Source organism: Marinobacter sp. (assembly GCF_052094685.1).
In the GTDB taxonomy this organism is placed as follows: Bacteria; Pseudomonadota; Gammaproteobacteria; order Pseudomonadales; family Oleiphilaceae; genus Marinobacter.
Genome location: NZ_JBQDKB010000047.1, coordinates 1 through 21007, shown reverse-complemented (window position 1 = coordinate 21007; position 21007 = coordinate 1). Strand labels below are relative to the sequence as shown.

The 21007-nt window shown below is 53.9% G+C and carries 18 protein-coding genes and 2 tRNA genes; 7 read left to right on the top strand and 13 right to left on the bottom strand.

Features of this window, described 5'->3' with window-relative positions; all coding sequences use genetic code 11:
• Window positions 1–45: 45 nt before the first annotated feature.
• Window positions 46–897, top strand: coding sequence for a 6-carboxytetrahydropterin synthase (locus ACTH3S_RS10885; RefSeq protein ID WP_441809035.1), 852 nt, complete (start codon window positions 46–48; stop codon window positions 895–897).
• An 82-nt stretch (window positions 898–979) separates the two neighbouring features.
• Here the strand turns inward: ACTH3S_RS10885 and ACTH3S_RS10880 are convergent.
• From ACTH3S_RS10880 to gltX, 3 genes are all read right to left on the bottom strand, one after another.
• Window positions 980–1055, bottom strand: a tRNA-Glu gene (locus ACTH3S_RS10880).
• A gap of 6 nt (window positions 1056–1061) precedes the next feature.
• Window positions 1062–1137, bottom strand: a tRNA-Ala gene (locus tag ACTH3S_RS10875).
• Between the two features lie 115 nt (window positions 1138–1252).
• A complete protein-coding gene (gene gltX, locus ACTH3S_RS10870; protein ID WP_441809034.1) occupies window positions 1253–2734 on the bottom strand; it encodes a glutamate--tRNA ligase in 1482 nt (493 codons plus the stop codon).
• 182 nt (window positions 2735–2916) lie between these two features.
• Here gltX and ACTH3S_RS10865 point away from each other — a divergent pair, with 182 nt between their 5' ends.
• Window positions 2917–3861 carry a zinc ABC transporter substrate-binding protein gene (locus ACTH3S_RS10865; RefSeq protein ID WP_441809033.1) on the top strand — a complete coding sequence of 315 codons (945 nt, stop codon included), beginning with the start codon at window positions 2917–2919 and terminating at the stop codon, window positions 3859–3861.
• On the opposite strand, the gene ACTH3S_RS10860 is transcribed toward ACTH3S_RS10865, so the two are convergent.
• Window positions 3838–4752: an AEC family transporter gene (locus tag ACTH3S_RS10860; protein ID WP_441809032.1), complete on the bottom strand. Its 915-nt coding sequence runs from the start codon at window positions 4750–4752 to the stop codon at window positions 3838–3840. The two genes, ACTH3S_RS10865 and ACTH3S_RS10860, sit on opposite strands and share 24 nt — an antisense overlap.
• A gap of 227 nt (window positions 4753–4979) precedes the next feature.
• On the opposite strand from ACTH3S_RS10860, the gene ACTH3S_RS10855 reads away from it, so the two are divergent.
• Window positions 4980–6194 carry a trans-sulfuration enzyme family protein gene (locus tag ACTH3S_RS10855; RefSeq protein ID WP_441809031.1) on the top strand — a complete coding sequence of 405 codons (1215 nt, stop codon included), beginning with the start codon at window positions 4980–4982 and terminating at the stop codon, window positions 6192–6194.
• Here ACTH3S_RS10855 and ACTH3S_RS10850 read toward each other — a convergent pair.
• Both ACTH3S_RS10850 and ACTH3S_RS10845 read right to left on the bottom strand, forming a co-directional pair.
• Complete coding sequence (locus ACTH3S_RS10850) at window positions 6189–6554, bottom strand: DUF488 domain-containing protein (protein WP_441809030.1); 366 nt, start codon at window positions 6552–6554, stop codon at window positions 6189–6191. The genes ACTH3S_RS10855 and ACTH3S_RS10850 overlap by 6 nt on opposite strands.
• Before the next feature lie 38 nt (window positions 6555–6592).
• Window positions 6593–7735: an L-lactate dehydrogenase gene (locus ACTH3S_RS10845; RefSeq protein WP_441809029.1), complete on the bottom strand. Its 1143-nt coding sequence runs from the start codon at window positions 7733–7735 to the stop codon at window positions 6593–6595.
• A 218-nt stretch (window positions 7736–7953) separates the two neighbouring features.
• On the opposite strand from ACTH3S_RS10845, the gene ACTH3S_RS10840 reads away from it, so the two are divergent.
• The 3 genes from ACTH3S_RS10840 (at window position 7954) to ACTH3S_RS10830 (ending at window position 10047) form a co-directional block, all read left to right on the top strand.
• A complete protein-coding gene (locus ACTH3S_RS10840; protein ID WP_441809028.1) occupies window positions 7954–8667 on the top strand; it encodes a succinate dehydrogenase iron-sulfur subunit in 714 nt (237 codons plus the stop codon).
• Between the two features lie 118 nt (window positions 8668–8785).
• A complete protein-coding gene (locus tag ACTH3S_RS10835) occupies window positions 8786–9187 on the top strand; it encodes a PA2779 family protein (RefSeq protein ID WP_441809027.1) in 402 nt (133 codons plus the stop codon).
• Window positions 9188–9198: 11 nt separating this feature from the next.
• Window positions 9199–10047, top strand: coding sequence for a PA2778 family cysteine peptidase (locus tag ACTH3S_RS10830; RefSeq protein ID WP_441809026.1), 849 nt, complete (start codon window positions 9199–9201; stop codon window positions 10045–10047).
• Here ACTH3S_RS10830 and ACTH3S_RS10825 read toward each other — a convergent pair.
• From ACTH3S_RS10825 to ACTH3S_RS10810, 4 genes are all read right to left on the bottom strand, one after another.
• The gene (locus ACTH3S_RS10825; protein ID WP_441809025.1) at window positions 10044–10589 is read right to left on the bottom strand and encodes a DUF5610 domain-containing protein; all 546 of its coding nucleotides are present in this window, start codon (window positions 10587–10589) and stop codon (window positions 10044–10046) included. The genes ACTH3S_RS10830 and ACTH3S_RS10825 overlap by 4 nt on opposite strands.
• Window positions 10590–10695: 106 nt before the next feature.
• Complete coding sequence (locus tag ACTH3S_RS10820; protein ID WP_441809024.1) at window positions 10696–11040, bottom strand: YdbL family protein; 345 nt, start codon at window positions 11038–11040, stop codon at window positions 10696–10698.
• Window positions 11041–11084: 44 nt separating this feature from the next.
• On the bottom strand, window positions 11085–11300 hold the full coding sequence (locus tag ACTH3S_RS10815) for a YnbE family lipoprotein (RefSeq protein ID WP_441809023.1): 216 nt from the start codon (window positions 11298–11300) through the stop codon (window positions 11085–11087).
• A 24-nt stretch (window positions 11301–11324) separates the two neighbouring features.
• Entirely contained in the window at window positions 11325–13982 is a 2658-nt protein-coding gene (locus ACTH3S_RS10810; RefSeq protein ID WP_441809022.1) for an intermembrane phospholipid transport protein YdbH family protein, read from the bottom strand.
• Window positions 13983–14295: 313 nt separating this feature from the next.
• On the opposite strand from ACTH3S_RS10810, the gene ACTH3S_RS10805 reads away from it, so the two are divergent.
• Window positions 14296–14637 carry a DUF3135 domain-containing protein gene (locus ACTH3S_RS10805; protein WP_441809021.1) on the top strand — a complete coding sequence of 114 codons (342 nt, stop codon included), beginning with the start codon at window positions 14296–14298 and terminating at the stop codon, window positions 14635–14637.
• Window positions 14638–14661: 24 nt separating this feature from the next.
• On the opposite strand, the gene ACTH3S_RS10800 is transcribed toward ACTH3S_RS10805, so the two are convergent.
• The 3 genes from ACTH3S_RS10800 to ACTH3S_RS10790 form a co-directional block, all read right to left on the bottom strand.
• Entirely contained in the window at window positions 14662–16044 is a 1383-nt protein-coding gene (locus ACTH3S_RS10800; RefSeq protein ID WP_441809020.1) for a sodium-dependent transporter, read from the bottom strand.
• A 95-nt stretch (window positions 16045–16139) separates the two neighbouring features.
• Complete coding sequence (locus ACTH3S_RS10795; protein ID WP_441809019.1) at window positions 16140–17321, bottom strand: amino acid aminotransferase; 1182 nt, start codon at window positions 17319–17321, stop codon at window positions 16140–16142.
• On the bottom strand, window positions 17314–20880 hold the full coding sequence (locus ACTH3S_RS10790) for an indolepyruvate ferredoxin oxidoreductase family protein (protein ID WP_441809018.1): 3567 nt from the start codon (window positions 20878–20880) through the stop codon (window positions 17314–17316). Before ACTH3S_RS10790 ends, ACTH3S_RS10795 begins: the two co-directional genes overlap by 8 nt.
• Between the last annotated feature and the right edge of the window lie 127 nt (window positions 20881–21007).

Genomic DNA, 21007 nt, shown 5'->3' with positions numbered 1-21007 from the left:
TGCTAGAATCCGCACACCATTCAACCATATCTGCCCGGAATTTAGATGAACCATCTGTTTGTAGACAACCTCACCGTTATTGATTTCGCTTACCTGGATCCCAGCCGCGGGTTGGTAGGAGAAAGCTGGATTGCCGACGTTGTGCTTGGAGGCGAGCTTGATGATCAGGGCATGGTATTCGATTTCAGCAACGTGAAGCGCACTATTAAGCGCATAATAGACGAGCGTGTAGATCACCGGCTGGTGATTCCACGAGGCTACGATGGGCTCTCGTGGGATCAGGACATGCCCGACACCTTTACCTGGGCCCTTACCGACGGCAGCCACATTGTGCACCGTTCACCAGATGAAGCCATCGTATGGCTCGAGGCAGAGCAAGTTACTCGAGCCGAAGTAGCCGCGCTGCTTGAGCGTGAGCTGATGGCCGTACTGCCAGCGAACGCAACCTCGGTAGAGATCAATCTTCGGGAAGACGCGATTGAAGGCGCTTACTATCACTACGTTCATGGCTTGAAAAAGCATCTGGGAAACTGTCAGCGCATCGCCCACGGCCACCGCTCACCCATTCGCATCGACCGCAACGGTCACCGGGATCAAGTGTTAGAACGCTCTTGGGCCAAGCTTTGGCAGGACATCTATGTAGGCTCTGAGGAAGATGTTGTGCACCGTCACGTTGGTGAGGATGGTGTAGCCTATATAACCTTCGAGTATGAGGCCAACCAAGGGGAGTTTGCTCTGACCCTGCCTGAGGCGCGGGTCTACATGATGAACACAGATACCACGGTTGAATTTATTGCCGCGCATATCGCCGACCAACTCAAACTGGACTCTCCCTCAGATACGATTCTGGTAAAAGCTTATGAAGGTGTTGGCAAGGGAGCGATAGCCTCCCGCTGATACTTTTCACTTGCGCACAAAAAAACCGCCCGAAGGCGGTTTTTTTGATGGCTCTCCGGTGGACTAAACCGTCAAGCCGTATTGGCGTCCCCTAGGGGGTTCGAACCCCTGTTGCCGCCGTGAAAGGGCGGAGTCCTAGGCCACTAGACGAAGGGGACTAAAATTGGTGGAGCCTAGCGGGATCGAACCGCTGACCTCAACACTGCCAGTGTTGCGCTCTCCCAGCTGAGCTAAGGCCCCTCAACGGATGCGTATACTAAGGATCCGCCCTGTGGGCGTCAACCTTTAACCACATTTTTTTTCAGTTTTCTGAACTTCCTTGTTCATACCGCTTACTTCTTCACCAACATGATTACTAAGCACCCAGGGCGGCGTACTCTTTTTCCACTTTCTTGGTTTCTTTCTTAGAGAAGCCGCCAAGCAACTCCAAAGCCTTACGCAAACGTGCACGGGTCATATCTGGACCCAGAACGTTCATGGAATCCATAACCGACCAGGAATTCGGCGTACCGGCAATGGCGACGAAAACTGAAAACATGAAATCGCCCATTTTCAGATCCATAGCTTTGGCCAAGAACTTGATGTCGGCAAAGATAGTTTCTTTGCTCCAGTGGCGCTGCGCCTCTAGCCTCCATAAGGTGAACTGAAGTACCCGCTTGATTTGACTCTCTTCCAGTTTATTATGCGCAAAATTTTCTGGTTTCAATTCCAACATGCCTGAGAACATGAATTGCGCCATGGGTGCCACATCGGAGAACACTTCCGCCCTGCCCTTGATATGCGGCACCAACGCTTTAAGCGCGTCTTCGTTGAACCACCACTGACGCATGCGCTCCATAAACTGATCTTCCGTGAGTTCGTCACGCAGCCATTGACCATTGAGCCAGCGCAGCTTCTCCACATCGAAAACCGGACCGCCGAGGGAGACGCGCTGGATATCGAAGTTTGCGATCATTTCGTCCAGCGTGAACTTTTCGCGCTCATCCGGCATAGACCAGCCCATGCGACCCAGGTAGTTAGTGACTGCTTCTGGTAGAAAACCCATGCGTTCGTAAAAATTGATGCTGGTTGGATTCTTGCGTTTGGAAAGCTTGCTCTTATCCGGGTTACGTAGCAGCGGCAGGTGACAGAGCACCGGCATATCCCAGCCAAAATACTGATACAGCAATTTGTGCTTGGGCGCAGAGTTAATCCACTCTTCGCCACGCAGCACGTGGGTGATCTCCATCAAATGATCGTCAACCACATTAGCCAAGTGGTACGTCGGCATGCCGTCGGACTTCAGCAGAATTTGGCAATCCACCTGTGCCCAGTCGATTTCAATAGTGCCCCGCAGCATGTCGTCAATTTCGCAGATGCCTTCATCCGGCACGTTCATACGAATTACGTAGGATTCACCAGCATCCAGACGGCGCTGAACCTCCTCCTGAGACAGCTCCAGATCTCCTTTGATGCCGGGGTTCAAGCCTTGCGCCTTACGCTCTTCACGGATGACATCCAGCTCTTCCGGCGTACGGAAACAATAAAACGCATGCCCCGCAGTCACTAAGTCTTCTGCATACTGGGCGTAGGAATGCTTGCGCTCAGACTGGCGATACGGCCCGTGCGGCCCACCTACGTCGGGACCTTCATCCCAATTAAGTCCAAGCCAGCGCAACGCCTTGAGGATATCCTGTTCCGATTCGGCCGTGCTACGCGCCTGATCCGTATCTTCTATACGCAGAATAAACTGCCCGCCATGCTGCCGGGCAAAACACAGGTTGAACAGAGCCACGTAGGCAGTACCAACGTGTGGATCACCGGTGGGTGATGGAGCAATTCGAGTACGTACAGTCATGAAACCTTCCTGAAAATCGATGGCCGTTTGATTAACTTAGCATTATACCGGCCCGGGCATTATTTCGCATGACCCTCAAGCGTATCATTGCCCTGCCTATCTGTAGGCTTACAAGTTTTGCCATTACATTAAGATAGCTGTAATATTATAACATTCCAGAAAACATCAGGACTCAGATCTTTATGGGCACCTTTAAATCAGCGATTTCTTTAACTCTGGGCATCACCGCCCTACTGTATAGCGGCAATGCCCTCGCAGATACCCGCATTATTACCTCAATTAAGCCACTGGAACTTCTGGTGCGCGCCGTAGCAACGGAAGATATGCACGTAAGCACCCTAGTAACTCCAGGTTCCAGCCCACACAACTACGCCATGACGCCCTCAAAACGGCGGGCACTGCAAAGCGCCGATGTTATTTTCTGGGTTGGTCCAGGCATGGAGACATTCTTGAACCGGCTGCTAACTGGCAGCGAATTCGGTGAGCGCTCAGTTGCACTGATGCCGCCAGAGGACGACGTCGAAAGCGCCGAGGAACCTGATCACGATCCTCAACACCACAACCATGACGATCACAGCCATGGGCATGATCATGGCGACGGAGAAGATCCGCACATATGGGTAGACCCCCAAATGGCTATTTCTATGGCGGAAACTATCCGGGACTCTCTGGCTCAACTGACGGGGGCAGACAAACCCACCCTAGACCGCAATCTGGAAGAGTTTCAGGCGTCCATCACAAAGAAAGAGGGACAGATCCGAAAGCAGCTTGAGCCTTTGCAAGGTGCCAGTCTGTTTGCGTATCACAGCGCCTTCACCCGGTTTGCAAAGCACTACAATCTGAACGTTGAGGGTGTACTGACGCTCAACCCTGAGCTCTCGCCGGGAGCCAAGCACATTGCAGGCGTGCAGAACAGCTTACGCAATGCGAATCACCCATGCCTATTGACTGAGCCGCAATTCAACCGGCAGTGGTGGCATTCCATCACCAAGGGGCTGGATGTGCAATTTAGCACCTGGGACCCACTGGCCACCGATGTTGAAGCAACCGCCAACGGCTATGTCGCATTTCAGCAAAGCATCGCCGATGCCGCGTTGAAATGCTTACCAGAGAATGCTGAGCATTAAGGGAATGGACACCATGGCCAGAAGCGTCTGACCACTGATAATACCGGCCATCAGCGGCGCATCACCGCCTAATTGCCTAGCCAGGATATAGGCGGATGTTGCCGTTGGAAGAGTGGCCAGAAGTACCGCTACCTGCACTAGGGTGCCATCAAGGCCCAATAGAATGGCAAGGCCTGCAGCCATCAGCGGAAACAGCAAAAGCTTCAATACAGATGACACCACAAAAGGCGCGGAGCCACCCCGAAGCGCTTTGAGCTGAAGCCCTGCCCCAACCGTCATCAGCCCCATAGGCAAAGCCAGATTACTCAAGGGCTCCAATGTGCCGGCAAGGAGCGGATGAAAACCAATCTCGAAAAAACTCCAGATAACACCGAGCACCGACCCGATAATCAGAGGATTTGATGCAATGGCTCGCAGCACCGGCCCCACCCGCACTGGACCCTGCGTTGCGACCAATGAGAACATCAGAATACACAGCAGGTTCAGCAGCGGCACCATGATGGCCACCGCAACCGCTGTCAGTGACAGCCCTTCATCTCCCAGCAACATTCCACCTGCTGCAAGACCCACGTAGGAGTTAAACCGGATAGCGCCTTGGTATACAGAGGAAAAAACCGACCCCTGCCAACGCCAGAAGAGCTGCACCGCGGCTAACACCAGCGTCATCGCCAAGAGCATAGAGCCAATAAGCAATGCAGTGTCGCCATAAGCTGAGGCAGGCAGGCGCGCTTGGCCCAGCTTGAAAACCAGCATGGCGGGAAAAAGCACGTAGTAGGTAAAACGCTCGGCCTGTGGCCAGAATTCAATAGACGGAAACGCCCAGCGCCGGAATAGATACCCTAATATAATCAACGCAAAAACAGGCACCAGCGCCTGAACCATAACCGGCATACCGAATACTCCAGCATCAACAGCCCATAATAGACATCTACCTCAAGCAGGGCAGCCGTGCAGCATAACAGATGGCCAGAACCCCGTCTCCGGGCCGCGCCTAGTACAACAGCACATGTTGGCAGTCATTTCACCTAGGTAGTCAGATCAAGCCAAGCCTGCCAAAATAATTCCTACTAAGTTGCGATATTCTGCTTAAACGCCATAGCCAGACTCAGGGAGAGCCCATGCCGTCCGATTCCGAGCCCAAACCCACGCCAAAATCAGAACCCCGTTCAGAACAGGGCAAAGCAACTCAGATCATTCATAACCGCCGCCACAAGGACAGCTTTGGCAGCCCTTATTCGCCGGTTTACAACACCACCACGTACCGCTTTCCAGATACTGCATCCCTCCTGGATGTGATTGAAGGCCGCACGCCGGGCAACCTATACACCCGCTGGGGCAGTAACCCGAGCATTCGGGAGCTGGAACAGGGGCTAGCCTGCCTTGAAGAGGCAGAGGATGCGCTGGCATTTGCCTCTGGCATGGCGGCCATTTCAGCCTCCTTGTTTGCCCATGGCCGTAACGGCATTGTCTGCGTGGGGGATTTATACGGTGGAACGCAGGAATTGCTAACCAAGAATTTCCAGCCTCTGGGCATTCCCGTCACCTTCTTGCTGCAACACAACCCCGAACAGCTCGCCAGCGCCCTGAGCAACCCCGGCATGCTGGTGTACTGTGAAACACCGGCTAATCCAACGTTGGCCATACTGGATATCCAAAAACTGGCGGAGCAGGCCCATGCTCGGGGCGCGCTCCTTGCGGTAGACAACACCTTTGCCTCGCCGATAAATCAACGTCCTCTGGCACTGGATGCGGATCTGACTATTCACAGCGCCAGTAAATTCCTTGGCGGGCACAGCGACATCACCGCTGGCGCTGTGATGGCCTCGGCAAAGCGTATTAAGCCCATCGCTTTATGGCGAAAAAACCTTGGCCAGATTCTAGCGCCAGAAACCGCTGCCCTGCTCTCCCGCAGCCTCAGAACCTTGCCCGTGCGGGTACGACAGCACAATGAAAATGCCATGAAAGTTGCCAACGCAATGGCAGATCATCCCGTCATCGAACAGGTGCTCTACCCAGGCTTACCGAGTTTTCCTGGCCACGCGTCAGCAACCCGGCAAATGAATGGGTTCGGTGGCGTATTAACGATAGAAATCAAAGGAGGCCGGGAACAGGCAGCCAAAGTGGCCGACAGCCTGAAAGTTTTCCTGCTAGCCACCAGTCTGGGCGGCGTGGAAAGCCTGGTTTCCCAACCCTGTAATACCAGTCACCACAGTATCAGTCGAGAGGACCGGGAGCGCCGTGGGATCACCGACGGCATGCTGCGACTGTCTATTGGACTAGAAGATGCAAGTGACCTAATCGCAGATCTAAACCAGGCGCTGAATCAGCTATAAATCGTCGTTATTTAAAAAATCGCGAAGGGCCACAGCATTATTGTGTTCTGTGTCTTTTGCGGCGAACACTAGCGTTATACGCTTGTGCTTTTTTATGATCGCCTGTAGTTCTTCCAAATCCTCAGCGGCATCCTTCTTCTTCAACTCCTTCAGGAATCGCTGCTGAAACTCTTTCCATTTTTCGGGATCGTGACCAAACCACTTTCGCAGCTCGGTAGACGGGGCTACACCTTTCAGCCAAGTTTCAAGCTGAGCATCTTCTTTGCTAACACCTCGTGGCCATATTCTGTCGACCAGAATACGTGGGCCATCAGAATTCGCGGCGCTCTCGTAAGCTCTTTTGATTCGAATTTCCATCATCAAACCTCCGTGTTGTGGTTCAAAGAAACAAACACCGGTTAGAGAAGATCATCCGGACCTAACTGTTCTACCGAATTTTTGCCCAACAGTGCAAGGGTCAGCTCTACCTCATAGCGGAAGTTTTCCAACATCTGAGACACAGCCGCTTCGCCACCAGCTGCCAGGGCATAAGCCCATGCACGGCCCACCATGCAGCCATTCGCGCCAAGGCAAAGCGCCCGCACAATGTCTTGACCAGACTGCACGCCGCCATCAAATAGAATCTCGGTTTTCCCGGATACGGCTTCCACGATGGCTGGCAGCGCCGAAATGCTTGAAGGTGCACCATCTAGCTGGCGCCCACCATGGTTAGAGACAACAATGCCATCAGCGCCGACACCCACCGCTGAACGGGCATCATCAGGATCCATAATCCCTTTTATCACAAGCTTGCCTGGCCAATGCTGCCTTACCCATTCCAGATCCTGCCAGGTAACCGATGCATCAAACTGTTTATCAACCCAAGCTTTGAAATCTTCGGGATTACGACCTGAAGGAACCGCATCGGAGAGATTGCCGAACGTTAGCGGTTTGCCCTTAATGGCAACATCCCAAAGCCAGAGAGGATGGGAAAGCAGATCAGACAGCTTTTGGAGCTTGCCCCAGGGAGAAAGGCCGCCATTCATGCCATTGCGCACATCCCGATACCTTACGCCCAGCTTGGGGAGATCCACCGTAAAAACCAGCGTGGAGTATCCAGCTTTGTGGGCACGGTTAAGCAGCGCTTCGGAATAGGCTCGATCCTTCAGAACATAAAGCTGAAACCAATTGGCCGGACCCGTGGCATCGGCAACTTCCTCCAACGAACAAATCGACACCGTACTGAGGCAAAATGACACATCATTTTTTTGCGCTGCCCTAGCCGCTTGCACTTCTCCCCGCCGCGCAAGCATACCGGCAAGGCCAACCGGAGCGAGAACCAATGGCAGTGCGACATCCTGGCCCAGTATGTGGGCAGCGGCAGACGCGCTGGAAACATCCCGCATAACCCGCTGACGAAAGTGTAGGCGCTGAAAGTCCCCGGTGTTCTCCCTGAGAGTCTGTTCAGAAAAAGCACCCCCATCAAAGTAGTCGAACATCATTTTGGGCAACCGGGCTTTGGCACGTTTTCGGTTATCCGTTGTATTTGCGGGTGTAATCATGGCGTTGCGAATTCTCCGGTTTCATTGGCCTAACAATAGTGCACCCCTCAGCATAGTGGCAAGCACGCCCGATCTGAAGCGCCCTAGGAACTTCACAGCTAACTCACACTTGCCAGGCAATGACTTGAGTCATTCAGAAACCCGCTTAATTGATAGATGCAAAGGCGAAAGTTACTCGCCTCTGCTAGTACTTCTATATCAACAAGAGGGGTCAAATCATGGACACAATCACGATTCAGCTCTATCGCTACAACCCGGAAACAGACAGCGCGCCCTATGTGCAGGACATGGAAGTGCATTCGAGTTTCCGCAACCGTATGGTTTTGGATGTTCTGGAGCATCTTAAAACAGTGGACCCCACACTTTCCTTCCGCCGCTCTTGCCGTGAGGGTGTTTGCGGCTCCGATGGTTTGAACATCAACGGTCGCAACGGGCTCGGCTGTATCACCCGAGTAACAGATGCGCTTGGCAAGTCTACCAAACTGGCCATCCGACCATTGCCCGGCATGCCTGTTATTCGTGATCTGGTGGTCGATCAAACGCTTTTCTTCAAACAGTACGAAAGTATTCAGCCGTGGTTAATCAATGACACGCCCCGGCCGGCCATTGAGCGACTCCAGAGCCCGGAAGACCGCGCAAAACTCGATGGTTTGTATGAGTGCATTCTGTGCGCCTGCTGTTCCTCTGCTTGCCCATCCTGGTGGTGGAACCCGGAAAAGTACGTGGGGCCCGCAGGTCTGCTTCAAGCTCATCGTTTTTTGCTCGACTCGAGGGACACAGCAACCGCCCAAAGACTGGCAAAACTGGAAGACCCGTTCAGCGTGTTTCGCTGCAGGGGGATCGGTAATTGCGTGGCCTATTGCCCAAAGGGCCTCAATCCAATGAGAGAAATTGGCCGCATCAAAGCTATGCTCTTTCGGCGCCAAGTCTAAACTGGCCATTAATGCTTCTTAATCCAATTTAATCGGAAAATGGCCCGCAAGTGTTTACACTTGTTTCCGACTGATCCAAAAACACGAGCCTAAACAGGTCCATAGAAGGAACAGCCTGATGCAAGCAATCCGATCCTATACCCAGTCCATTTCAGCGATCATGACATTGGTTATGGTGTTGAGTTCCATGTGGGCGATTCCCGCTTCTGCCAGCATTGTTGGCACCGGCGAACTCCTCACGGAGCAACGCGCTGATATCGATCGTGAGGCTTTGATGGGCATGCTCGAACGTGAGGACGTCAAAAGCACCCTAACGAGCATGGGAGTGGGCGAGCAAGAAGTACGAGACAGGATCCAAAGCCTAACGCCTTCTGAGCTTGCTGATTTCAAACAACAGCTTGCAGAAGCGCCTGCCGGCGAGGGCGTCGTGGGCATTATCGTGCTATTCCTGCTGGTATTCATTATTACAGACATTTTGTGCGCAACGGATATCTTCCCGTTCATCAACTGTATTCGCTAAGCGGAATGACCATGCACTCTTTCGGGCTAAAACCAGCCCGGCTACTTTTGATGGCGTTCCTGGGGGTCATACTCTCGGGCTGCGCCAGCCAGCCACCATGGCCCGACTCTTTTGATAGCACCACACTCCTCACCGAGGTGCCTTTTCATCCGCAGGAGCAATACCAGTGCGGCCCTGCCTCACTGGCGATGATGCTAAACACACAGGATGTAGAGGCTACGCCCGATGAGTTAGTGAGCAAGGTGTACCTGCCCGAGCGCAAAGGTGCCCTGCAAGTTGAGATGGTTGCAGCTGCACGCCAATACGGGATGCTGGTGTATCCACTTGCGCCCGAGCTGGACGATGTTTTGGAAGAAGTTCGAGCCGGGAACCCGGTTCTGGTTCTACAAAACCTGCGCTTTGGCTGGTGGCCACAATGGCATTTTGCAGTGGTGGTTGGTTATGACAAAGAAGACAAAGCACTGATTCTCCATACGGGTACGGAAGAGAACTACCGCCAGCCCGCCAGCGCGTTTATGGCAACTTGGGAGCGCTCAGAACGATGGGCGCGGGTCATCCTACCGCCGGATCAAATCCCAGAAACGGCTGAACCACTCACCTTTTTAATGGCAGCCCATGATTTGGAAACCACACAACAAACAACTGCGGCGAAATCTGCCTACAACGCCGCAGCTGACGCCTGGCCAGATCAGCCTGCAGCCTTGTTAGGGTTGGGTAACATTGCTTACCAACAAGGCCAGTGGGCAGAAGCAGAAGATCACTACCGCGCCATGACCGAGAAATTCCCCGGTATTAACGCTGGCTGGAATAATCTAGCCGAGGCGCTGGCCAAACAAGGCAAGCGCAAGGCGGCCGATTAGCCAGTTTCCGTTGGGTTATCGACTTCTGGCTCTTTACCTAAAAACAGCTTCTCTAAGTTCAGAAGACCGTCCTGGATAAGATTGAAACCCTCATCAATTTCCGCACCAAGGGTTTCGTTCATCATACCCAAAGCCGCAATTTGATCCCGGGCTTCCGCATAGCCTTTCTCAATACCGGCGCGGGCTTGCTCCATCAAACCGGCAAGTTTCTCCAGGTCCGCGCCGCCATCTGCCTCCTGTTGCAGACGATTCTGCACAAATCCTAGAATCACACTGGCAACATCGGAAGCCGTAGGTGGTTGAGCCTGAGCCGCGTACTTATCCGCGCCAGAAACAGCCTTATGCTGGCCGCCCATGGCTTCCTGCAACCGCTGTTCCATGCGCGTGCGCATGACATTAATTGCATCTGCGGGAGTGCGAATAGAAGCTTGTTTGTCTACACGTGCTTCTGAGGCTACTCGGCCCGCAGGCTTAGCCTCAGAAGGCCCTGTATTCACTCGACCGGTCACATCCGGTCCACGACCAATGATTGGCGCTACCATAGCCTTTACCTCCTGCAAGGTCTTATGTGTAACGGTTATCGGCAGATACTAGCGCTGCATTAAGATCGATTGGTTATAAAGCCAACAGACAGCTACAGGTTCGTTCCTATTTTTTTATCCAGTGCTCATCCACTTGGATGTACTGCCCAGACGGTGTTTTTTCGACCGCTTTCTGGCCCGCCACTGTTTCTACTTTGGTAACCGCAATGCCGTGTTTTTCAGCAATCTTTTTGTAAGCCTCGCGCCGGGCATCGTTGATTGCGCTTACAATCTCCTGAGCTTTCGGGTCGGAGTTTACGCTCGCCAGATATCCGGTCGGCGTCTCACCAACCAGGCCTTGGCTTTTTGCTGATTCCAGGGCGTTCTTCGCTGCATCAAGGCTCATAGCCATTGCAGGTAACGCCAAGCAGAACGTTAAAACAAGGGCACTGAATCGCGCAAATAATGTCATGGTTAACTCCTTAATAGTCCGCTATTTACAAAACACCAAGGCAATCAGAACAGGCCCTTTTCGCTGAACAGCTCGTCCACATCTTTATCGACCTTCACGTAAATCTCATGTTGAATTTTTACGTTTAAGTTCACGGTAATCGGCTCCTTCGGCGCAGCCACCTGAACGGTCGGGGTACAAGCTATCAGTAAGCTACCCATCATCAGGCCCGCACACAGGGCGGATACGCGCCGGGGAAACCCGGAACCAAATTGCGTCATATCGGTGTACTCCTTTGTTGCCCGTTACTCTAACAGGTCGTCTGACTCACGCTCACGGTTCTGCAGTAATTTTTTAACTCTTTCTGAGACAGCATCGCTTACCCTGCCACTTAATTGCAGGCTAGTAAGCAATGCCGGAATGTTCTCTTCCAGGTTAATATTCAGCACCACCGGCTGGCCTTTGCCAACCTCAGGACTGCTGCCCTTAAGGTGCAGCTTCAACATCAACGTGCCGTCCTCATCATAATCGATGCCGCTATCCAATACCGAATAACGGAAATCCTCCAGCGCTTGAGCCACTATCTTCATGGCCTCATTCTGACTGGCAAGCGCCTTCAACCGTTCCGCAGTCAGCTGCAATCGTCCACCTGGCTTGAGTGCGTCAATACGCCCCCCCTCCACTCGTATACCGGTAGCTGGGTCAAACAACACAGGCACGGTTCCACTGAGAATACCGGTACCTGCCAGCCCTTCTGTTGGATATAGCTGCAAAAGATGCGCAAGGCTGAGCTGGCTGAGCTCAACGGGAATGGTCACTGGCGATTGGGCTAAATCCCAGCTTCCCGGCTGGATTTGCACCTCACCGTTCAATGCACCTGAGCTGGCCTTCTCTAGAGTTAATTCCCCGGCAGCCAGTTGTGCCAGGGGTGCTTCATAGCTCCCGGCCAAGAATACTGGCCCAACGGGTAGCCCAGAATTCACTTCCTCTACGGTCAGTTCTGGTGTTGTCACGTTTATACGGTCATTTTTAACGAGGAATTCAGCAGCGCCGTTCATTCTGCTCCAGGCGGTGCGATCGTAGGTGCCACTCCAGTCTGTAAACACCAGTTTTCCAGCCAAGTGCATTGCTTCGTTTTTCGATTGCTCATAAATGGCGTTAGCGCTAACTGTGCCGCCAGATACCGTAAGCACCTCCGGCCAGGCAGTGAAAATATCGGATAGCGCTTCGGCTTCCTGCTCGCCACTCACCCGCATCTTGCCATCAAACCGAAGAAGCCCCTGATAGGGGACATTCAAATCAAGATTCGCCGTGGTTCCGGTTTTGGCCTTAAGTAAACCCGTAATATCGGTGCGAGCGAGGTTGCTGCTCACCCTGCCATTAAACTGCCAAGATTGCGGCTGCAACTGGGGATGTTTGATCTGTTTTACTTTCAGCCCAAACGGCCCGCTAAGGCTTAGCTTATCCAGTTCGCCCTGCTCCAATCGGTAATGTGCGCTAAGCGTCGTTTTAGCGAGATTAGCGATAAACCCTTCTAACTGCGCCTCATTCGCAGGTGCCGCCGCCATTCCAGAAAGTGGCTCAAGCCTTTTCACGTCAAGAACCGTAGGCTCACCGAATTCTAATGCCGCAGTGGTGGTATCCAGCCAGCCTGTCAGGACGATGCGCGCCCTGGGTTTGGTCAGCAACCAGCCCGCCGCTTTCAGTTCTGGCAAAGCTGCGCCCAATTGGGTCTCGCCTAACTGCACCCGCCATGGAGCTCTGGTGGTTACGGCAAGGTGAGAACTCATAGACATGCTTGCGCCACCACGGCTGCTCAGCTCCACGTTCAACGGCAACAAAGTTTGTTCAGCGCCTGCTTTAGCCACTGGAAATCTAGGTGTTATCGCCTTACCCGGTCGGACGGACAGAGACAACGAATCTGGCCGCATTAACCCCGGTACTCTTTTGATCCACGCTGCAGGATGGCTCAGTTCCAGATCGGCCCGTAGGGTTTCAGGCGTCCACTGGCCCTGTTCGACCTCCAGAGCGACCTCCACATTGCCGCTGACCTTTCCCAGCCCGGGCGCCGGCCATGGCTGAGGTACTCGCGCCTTAACGTTCACGCGCCCAGTCACCTGTTTGAGAAAACGCTCATTGCCCGGGCCCTGCAACTGCCAGCTAGCGTTTATTGAACCTGCCTCTGGCTGCTTCGGCCACTGCTCACCGGGGATGGCTTGCCAGGTTTGCAGCCAGGCAATTAACCAGTCTGTTTGGGGTAAATCTGGCATTTCCACAGAGCCGTTCCAAGAGACCAGACTGCTCTCATTCCGGTTGCTATAGTGCGACTCGGCGGATAGATAGCGCGTGCCGTCAATCGTGAGCTTTGCAGAAAACGTTAGGTCATCGTCCAAGGACCCATCAAGAGTTGCTAACACGCCCACCTGATGGCCTTCATGATTAAGCTGCACATTGGCATTGATGGGCAATTGTTCGCTGGTAATCGACAGACTTCCTGCCAGAGGGCAGCGGCCTGTCTCACAGGGCAGAGCCACGTCGAACTGCGTAACACTGACTTTCGAAGGCAGCCAGCCAGGTAATTCCGGCGACCATTGGGTTGGTTGTCGCGGCTGCGCTGTTGGCTGCCCTCCTGGTTTTGCGTGCCAGTCCAGCTCCAGATACCCAACTGTCAGCGCAGTGAACTGCGGCTGCCACGTCTCCCCCCATTCAGGCCAACGCCACCTCAAAGTCAATTCTCTGGCCTTCAAGGCAATATCCCGCGCTGGCTGCGACTGGTTAAGGCTTAGCTCGCGCACAGATATTCCACTAAGCGAGAGACCCAGCCCCTGCCACTCCAACGATTCAATACCGTTCTGTTGCAGCGTCTCATTCCAGAAGTAGCGTACCGCCAGAGCGCTTAACAGCATGGATAGCACCCACACTGTGAAAAAACCCCAGACAACTGGTTTCCAGGCAATACGCATTACGAGCTATCCTTGATTTTTGTGGGCGTTCAACGCAGCCAAACGACAGTCACCAAAAGCAACAAAGTGCCGTGGCACTCGTCCTACACCAGACACATTGGCCGTGCGCTACCGCTTTGAAGTGTCCACAAAAGACAGCTCAGTGGACTTACCCCGGTGCACTAGACACTCCTAGCCTATGATTGGACTTACCCACACCTACGGCCAACCTACATCCCACTTACAATTTTTGCAGCATGCGGTCCACTGTCTGCTATAACTTGATAATAGTAAATCGAAGCGAATCCATTGATGACTTTCAGGGAGGAGCACTATGGACAAGCCTACATTCGATGAGCTCAAAAACCTTGCAGCGCAACACCCTGAAGCATTTGAACGATTACGGTCCGAGTTGATAGAAGATTGTATCTGCAGCAGTAGCAAGTGTAGCCAAAGCCGCCTGCGCGGGCTGCAGTTTGTTATTGACGCCCGCCGCTCGCTAGCCAACAACCCGGTGAAAGCCCTGCTTGAGATCCAGGGAATGATGTACGAATCTCTTCACAACCTAAACTGTGCGCTTCATGGGCAAGGCGACAAGCACCCGGCCCCAGAAGCCCACATACTCGGCAACCCTAAACTGTGGCCGCACCACAACCATCCGCCGGAACTGCACTAACGCGCAGCCGGCAGACGGCCAGTTTCAGATCAGGTTATAAAGAAACACAACCGCAATACCGGCCGGCGTTACAAACTTCAATATCACCATAAAGGCTTTGTAGGCACCGCCTTGCAGGCCAATATCCTCGGCCAGCCCTTCACGCCGGATAGCCCAACCAGCAAACAGTGCAATCGCAAGACCGCCCAAGGGCATCATAACGTTAGAGACCAGAAAGTCGAGCAGGTCGAACACGGTTTTGCCTTCAAAGAAGCTGATGAAGCCCAGTGGGTGCACGTCGCCCCACAGGTTGAACGACAACACCGTGCCTATGCCAATAAACCAGGCCGCAAACCCACCGCCTATAGCGCTTTTTACCCGGTTTGCACCTTTGAACTCTTCAAGCCACTCAACAACCGGCTCAAGCATGGAGATCGCAGAGGTAATCGCTGCCACCAGCAGTAGCGCAAAGAAAATGGCGCCAAAAATAATACCGCCGCCCATCTGACCAAAAGCCAGTGGCAGAGTCACAAAAATCAGCCCCGGCCCTGCGCCTGGCTCCAGGCCATTGGCAAACACCAGAGGGAAGATAGCGAGCCCGGCAAGCAACGCCACACCGGTATCCAGTACCGCAATGGTCATGGCGGTTTTGGCGATATTGATGTTTTTAGGCAGATAGGAACCGTAAGCCATTAATACACCGATACCGATACTGAGCGTGAAAGCAGCATGGCCAAGGGCGACCAAAACACCTTCTGTTGTCAGGCGGCTGAAATCTGGTGAGAACATAAAGCTGACCGCGCGGCCAAAGCTGCCGCTGTTCATGGCGTAAAACACCATCACAACGAGCAGCAGGAAGAGCAGCGGCATCAACAAATTGACGGCTTTCTCAAGACCAGAACGGATACCCCGGCCCACGATAAACGTAACAATGACCATGAAAACCGTGTGCCAGAGCAACAGCTCCCAAGGGTTCGCCAACAGGTTGTTAAACTGCCCACCTATGGTTTCTGCATCCGCGCCCGCGAACGTTCCAATCGCTGCTTTGCCGATGTACACGAGGGCCCAGCCACCGATCACCGCATAAAAGGACAGCACCAGGAAAGACGCAACCACACCGTTCCAGCCGATAATCCGCCAGCCTTTAGAAGTACCCTCGGTTTTTGTAAGGGTGCGCATGCTTGCCACCGGGCTTTGGCCGCCCCGGCGGCCAATCATAATTTCTGCGATCAGAACCGGCACACCAATCAGAAAGATAAATGCGAGATAAACCAATACAAAAGCGCCACCACCGTTTTCACCGGTGATGTATGGAAATTTCCAGATATTGCCAAGCCCAACGGCCGAGCCGGCTGCAGCCAATACAAAAGCCATTTTGGAAGTCCAGAGGCTGCTGGCCTGCTGGTGGGAATGAACCGTCTCACTCATTGCGTTCTCCGAATAGTTGTTTTTGTCGGATCGTCATAACGTAAAGCCCCTGTGAAAGAGGCTTTGATTGCGTGCTGTTTCTGGGGAAAACCTGGCTACATAACGCTACGTATCGCGTTGGCAACGGTTGGCAACACCAGATCGTTCAAGCCAGCCACATTCACTCGACTGCTTTCCAACATGTAAATGCCGTGCTCTTCTCTTAATCGACGAACTTGCTCTGGCGTGATACCCAGGAACGAGAACATGCCCCGCTGCCGGGCAATAAAGCGAAAATCACCCACGGGCGCAAGCGCATCGGCGAAGGCATGGCGCAGGCCAAGAATGCGCTCACACATGCCACCCAATTCGCCCTGCCATTGGGCGCGCAAGGCGTCATCACCCAGAATGGTTTCGACAATGGCCGCACCGTGGGCCGGAGGCATGGAATAGTGGGAGCGTACAACGCTCAACAATTGGCTGGTTGCTGCCGTGTTAACCGCCTCAGTAGCGGAGATCAACATCAAAGCACCCGTGCGCTCGCGGTACAGGCCAAAGTTCTTGGAGCAGGAAGCCGCAACCACCATTTCTGGCACCTGGCTTGCCAGATAGCGCAGGCCGGCTGCGTCTTCTTCAAGCCCATCGCCCAAACCCTGATAGGCCATATCCACAAAGGGCAACAAGCCCTTGCGCTGGATCAGTTCGGTAACCACTTTCCACTGATCAAACGTGAGGTCAGCGCCGGATGGGTTGTGGCAGCATCCGTGGAGCAGCACCACATCCCCTGCCCCGGCACTTTCCAAGCTGTTTAGCATGGCGGCGAAATTTACCGTTAATGTCTCGGGATTGAGATAGGGATATTCGCGAATGTTCAAGCCGGCACCACCGAGCAATGGCATGTGGTTCGCCCAGGTTGGTGTACTAACCCATACCTTGGTATCCGGTTGGCACAGCCGAAAAAACTCGGCAGCCATGCGCAAAGCACCGCAGCCGCCTGGCGTTTGAATCACTGAGGTGCGGCCCTCGCGAATCAGGCTACTACCGTCACCAAGAATGAGACGCGTCATGGATTCGTTGAAACCTGCTGAGCCGGCCGGCCCTACATAGCTTTTAGTGGTTTCGCCCTCAAGCAAACGGCACTCGGCTTCATGTACCGCCGCCATGATGGGCGTATTGCCTGTGTCATCCTTGTAAACGCCAACCCCCAGATCGACCTTTTCGGGCCGGGCATCGTCGCGGAACATCTGCATCAATTGCAGAATCGGGTCTTGAGGTAACTGTTTAAGCGCCTCAAACATGATCTGCCTCCTTGCTGTCTGCTTGTTGGGTGCGAATCAGAGTCGGGCGGCCTGTATCCAGGGCCTTGGTCAGTTGCTCCTGTTTCTCCTGCACGGCTTCAGCAGCCTGCTCACGCACTGGGCCATAGCCCCGTATTTCACTCGCCAGTTCCGCCAGCTGCAGGAAGGTGTCGTAATTGCTGGTCTCCAGCTCACTAACGATCCGTTCAACGAGTCGCTGGTAGTCTTTCAGCTGCGCCCGATCCATCTTTCGGTCGGCGGAATAGCTGAACGGGTCGATTGCTGTGCCACGCAACACCCGGAACTTGGCCAGCAGCTTGAAGGCCCGGAACATCCAGGGGCCAAACTGACGTTTTTTGGGCCGGCCCTGGGCGTCGGTACCCCGGTTCATAATCGGTGGAGCCAAGTGAAAATGAATCTTGAAGTCGCCCTCGAAGGTGTTGTTTACCTCCTTCATGAAGTCGGTTTCTGCGAACAGACGGGCGACTTCGTATTCATCTTTAAACGCCATAAAGCGGTATAAATGCTGCGCAACGGCACGGGTGAGCAATTGATTCGTCTCGCCCAGTTTTTCTTCTGCTTCGCGTACTTGTTTTACCGCATTTGTATAGCGGTTGGCCCAACGCCGATTCTGATAGCTCACCAAATGCTTGTGGCGGGTGCTAATCAGCTCATCCAGGCTTGGCTCGGCCTTCACTTCCTCTACTTTGGTTTCGCCTGTGTTCAGCAGATCGGTAATGGCTTTCACATCTACAGCGGCCACACGGCCCCAGCCAAATGCTTCCTTGTTGCGGTCAACGGCCACGCCATTCAGTTCAATGGCTTTCATCAGCGCCGCTTGCGACAGAGGCAACAACCCCCGTTGCCAGGCAAAGCCCAGCATCATCACGTTGGAGAATACCGTGTCGCCCATCAGGCTCTCGGCAATGCCATTGGCATCCAGCCGGGCAAAGTTGTGATCGCCAACAGCGTTACAGATCAAGTCGAGACGCTTGTCTGCCTGCATGTCTGCATCCCGGAACAACACATAATCTGCGGTGGGCAGTTCGGCTTCGTTGGCGACCACACGGGTGTGATTCGGGCGCAACACGCTCAGCGCTTTTTGCGAGGAAGCCACCACCAGATCACAGGCGATCACCGCATCGGCCTGGCCGTTGCTGATACGCACCTGGTTCAGTTTGTCTGGAGACGGCGCCATGCGCACATAACTCAGTACCGTGCCGCCTTTCTGGGCAAAGCCGGTGAAATCCAGCACCGAGGTACCCCGGGCCTCAAGGTGCGCCGCCATGGTAATGAGCTGGCCCACAGTCACTACGCCTGTGCCGCCAACGCCGCCTACCAGCACATCGTAGGAGCCCGCCAGCTGCGGAAGAACCGGCTCTGGTATATCTGTGAGTTTGCCCGTGAGCACAGAACCCGTGTCCATGCCTCGGGATTTTCGCAGTTGACCACCTTCGATGGTCACAAAGCTCGGACAAAAACCATTCACGCAAGAGTAGTCCTTGTTACAGGACGACTGATCGATTTTACGCTTGCGGCCTAGCTCCGTTTGGCGTGGCACCACAGAAAGACAATTCGACTGTACAGAACAATCGCCACAACCTTCACACACGTGATGGTTGATAAACGCCCGCTTGGCGGGGTCTGGATACAGGTTACGCTTGCGCCTGCGGCGCTTCTCCGCTGCGCAGGTTTGGTCGTAAATCAATATGGTGCAGCCAGGAATGTCACGCAGCTCTCGCTGTACGTTATCCAACTCAGTACGATCGTGGAAGGTGACTTCGTCTGGAAATAACTGTTTGTGGTCGTCATATTTTTCCGGCTCATCACTAAGCACCACAACCCGTTGAACGCCTTCGGCTGCGACCTGCTGCGCAATCATATGCACAGAAATCGGGCCATCCACTGGCTGTCCACCGGTCATGGCCACCGCATCATTAAACAGAATCTTGTAGGTAATGTTGATTCCGGCTGCGATAGCCTGGCGAATAGCCATAGACCCAGAATGAAAATACGTGCCCTCACCCAGGTTCTGGAACACATGGGGGCTGCCTATGTACCGGCTCTTACCGATCCAATTCACCCCTTCGCCGCCCATCTGAATCAACGATTCCGTATTGCGGCCCATCCACGAGGCCATAAAGTGGCAGCCAATCCCGGCCAGCGCCTTGCTGCCCTCGGGCACATGAGTGGACGTGTTATGGGGACAACCTGAACAGAAATATGGCAGACGCTTAACGCCACCAGGGTCCTGGGCATTGGTCATGTTGTTGATGGCCGCCAGTCTATCGCTGAAATCTTCACCGAAGAAACGGCCAAGACGGGCCGCGAGAAAACCGGCGACTAATTTGGGGCTCAGCTCACCAACGTAGGGAATCAGGGGGCGGCCCACTTCATCGTGTTTGCCCGTAATCAAAACCTCACCTGGGTGATCCGGCTCCGACATGGCTTCTTTGATCTGGCTTTCGATAATGCCCCGCTTTTCCTCGATAACCAGCACTTCTTCCTTGTGATGAACAAAGTTGAGAATGCCACGGAGTTCGAGGGGCCAAACCATACCAATTTTATAGATATCCAGACCCATCTCGCGGGCGCGGGCTTCATCAATGCCCAGCAGATCCAGCGCTTCCATCAGGTCCAAGTGACCTTTACCCGTGGTGACAATGCCAAACCGCGCCTTCGGCTCATTAAACAAGCAGCGGTCGATAGGGTTAGCCCTGGCAAAGGCCTGCACGGCCGCCAGTTTGTGCTCAATTCGTGTTTCTAACTGGGGCCCCGGCAAATCCGGCCAGCGATAGTGAAGGCCGCCCTCTGGTGCAGTAAAATCGTCTGGGGTTACAAAATCCGGTAACGGTGGCAACTCTACCGACGCTGCGCTTTCTACCGTTTCAGACACCGCTTTGAAGCCAACCCAGCAACCGCTGTAGCGCGACAATGCATAGCCCCAAAGCCCAAACTCCAAGTACTCGGCAATATTGGCCGGATTAATGGTGGGCATGAAAAAGCTCATGAACGCCACATCAGACTGATGGGGCATGGAGGAAGACACACAGCCGTGGTCATCACCAGCAACCACCAGCACGCCACCGTGGGGAGAGCTGCCGTAAGTTGTGCCGTGCTTCAGTGCGTCACCGGCCCGGTCAACACCTGGCCCCTTGCCGTACCAAAGCCCAAACACACCATCTACTTGGCGCTCGTCATCGGTTTCCACTTGTTGGGTGCCCAGCATGATGGTCGCCGCTAAGTCCTCGTTAACTGCGGGCACAAAATCAATGCGATTTTCATCCAGCAGGGTTTTCACCTGCCACAGCGCTTGGTCGTAGGCACCCAAGGGCGAGCCCCGATAACCACTCACCATGCCCGCGGTGTTCAGCCCCAATTTGCGATCCAGAGCAGCCTGCATCAAAGGTATTCGAACCAGCGCCTGAGATCCGGTCAAAAATACCCGGCCGGATTCCCGCAGGTAGCGGTCTTCTAACCGGTAATCATCCAACTGTGGGCTACCTTCCTGATTCGTTTCGGGTTGCGAATGTCCAGAATGAGAGATGTCGGTCGTCATGGGGCTCTCCTTTTTGTCGATTTTATGACCAAAAGTCTAGAGGGAAGTTCGCAAAAGGTGCTTGCTTATTGGCCTGGATTCAAGTATTAAGTGCAGCACCGCTCGTATCCAAGCCTCCTGAGTATTC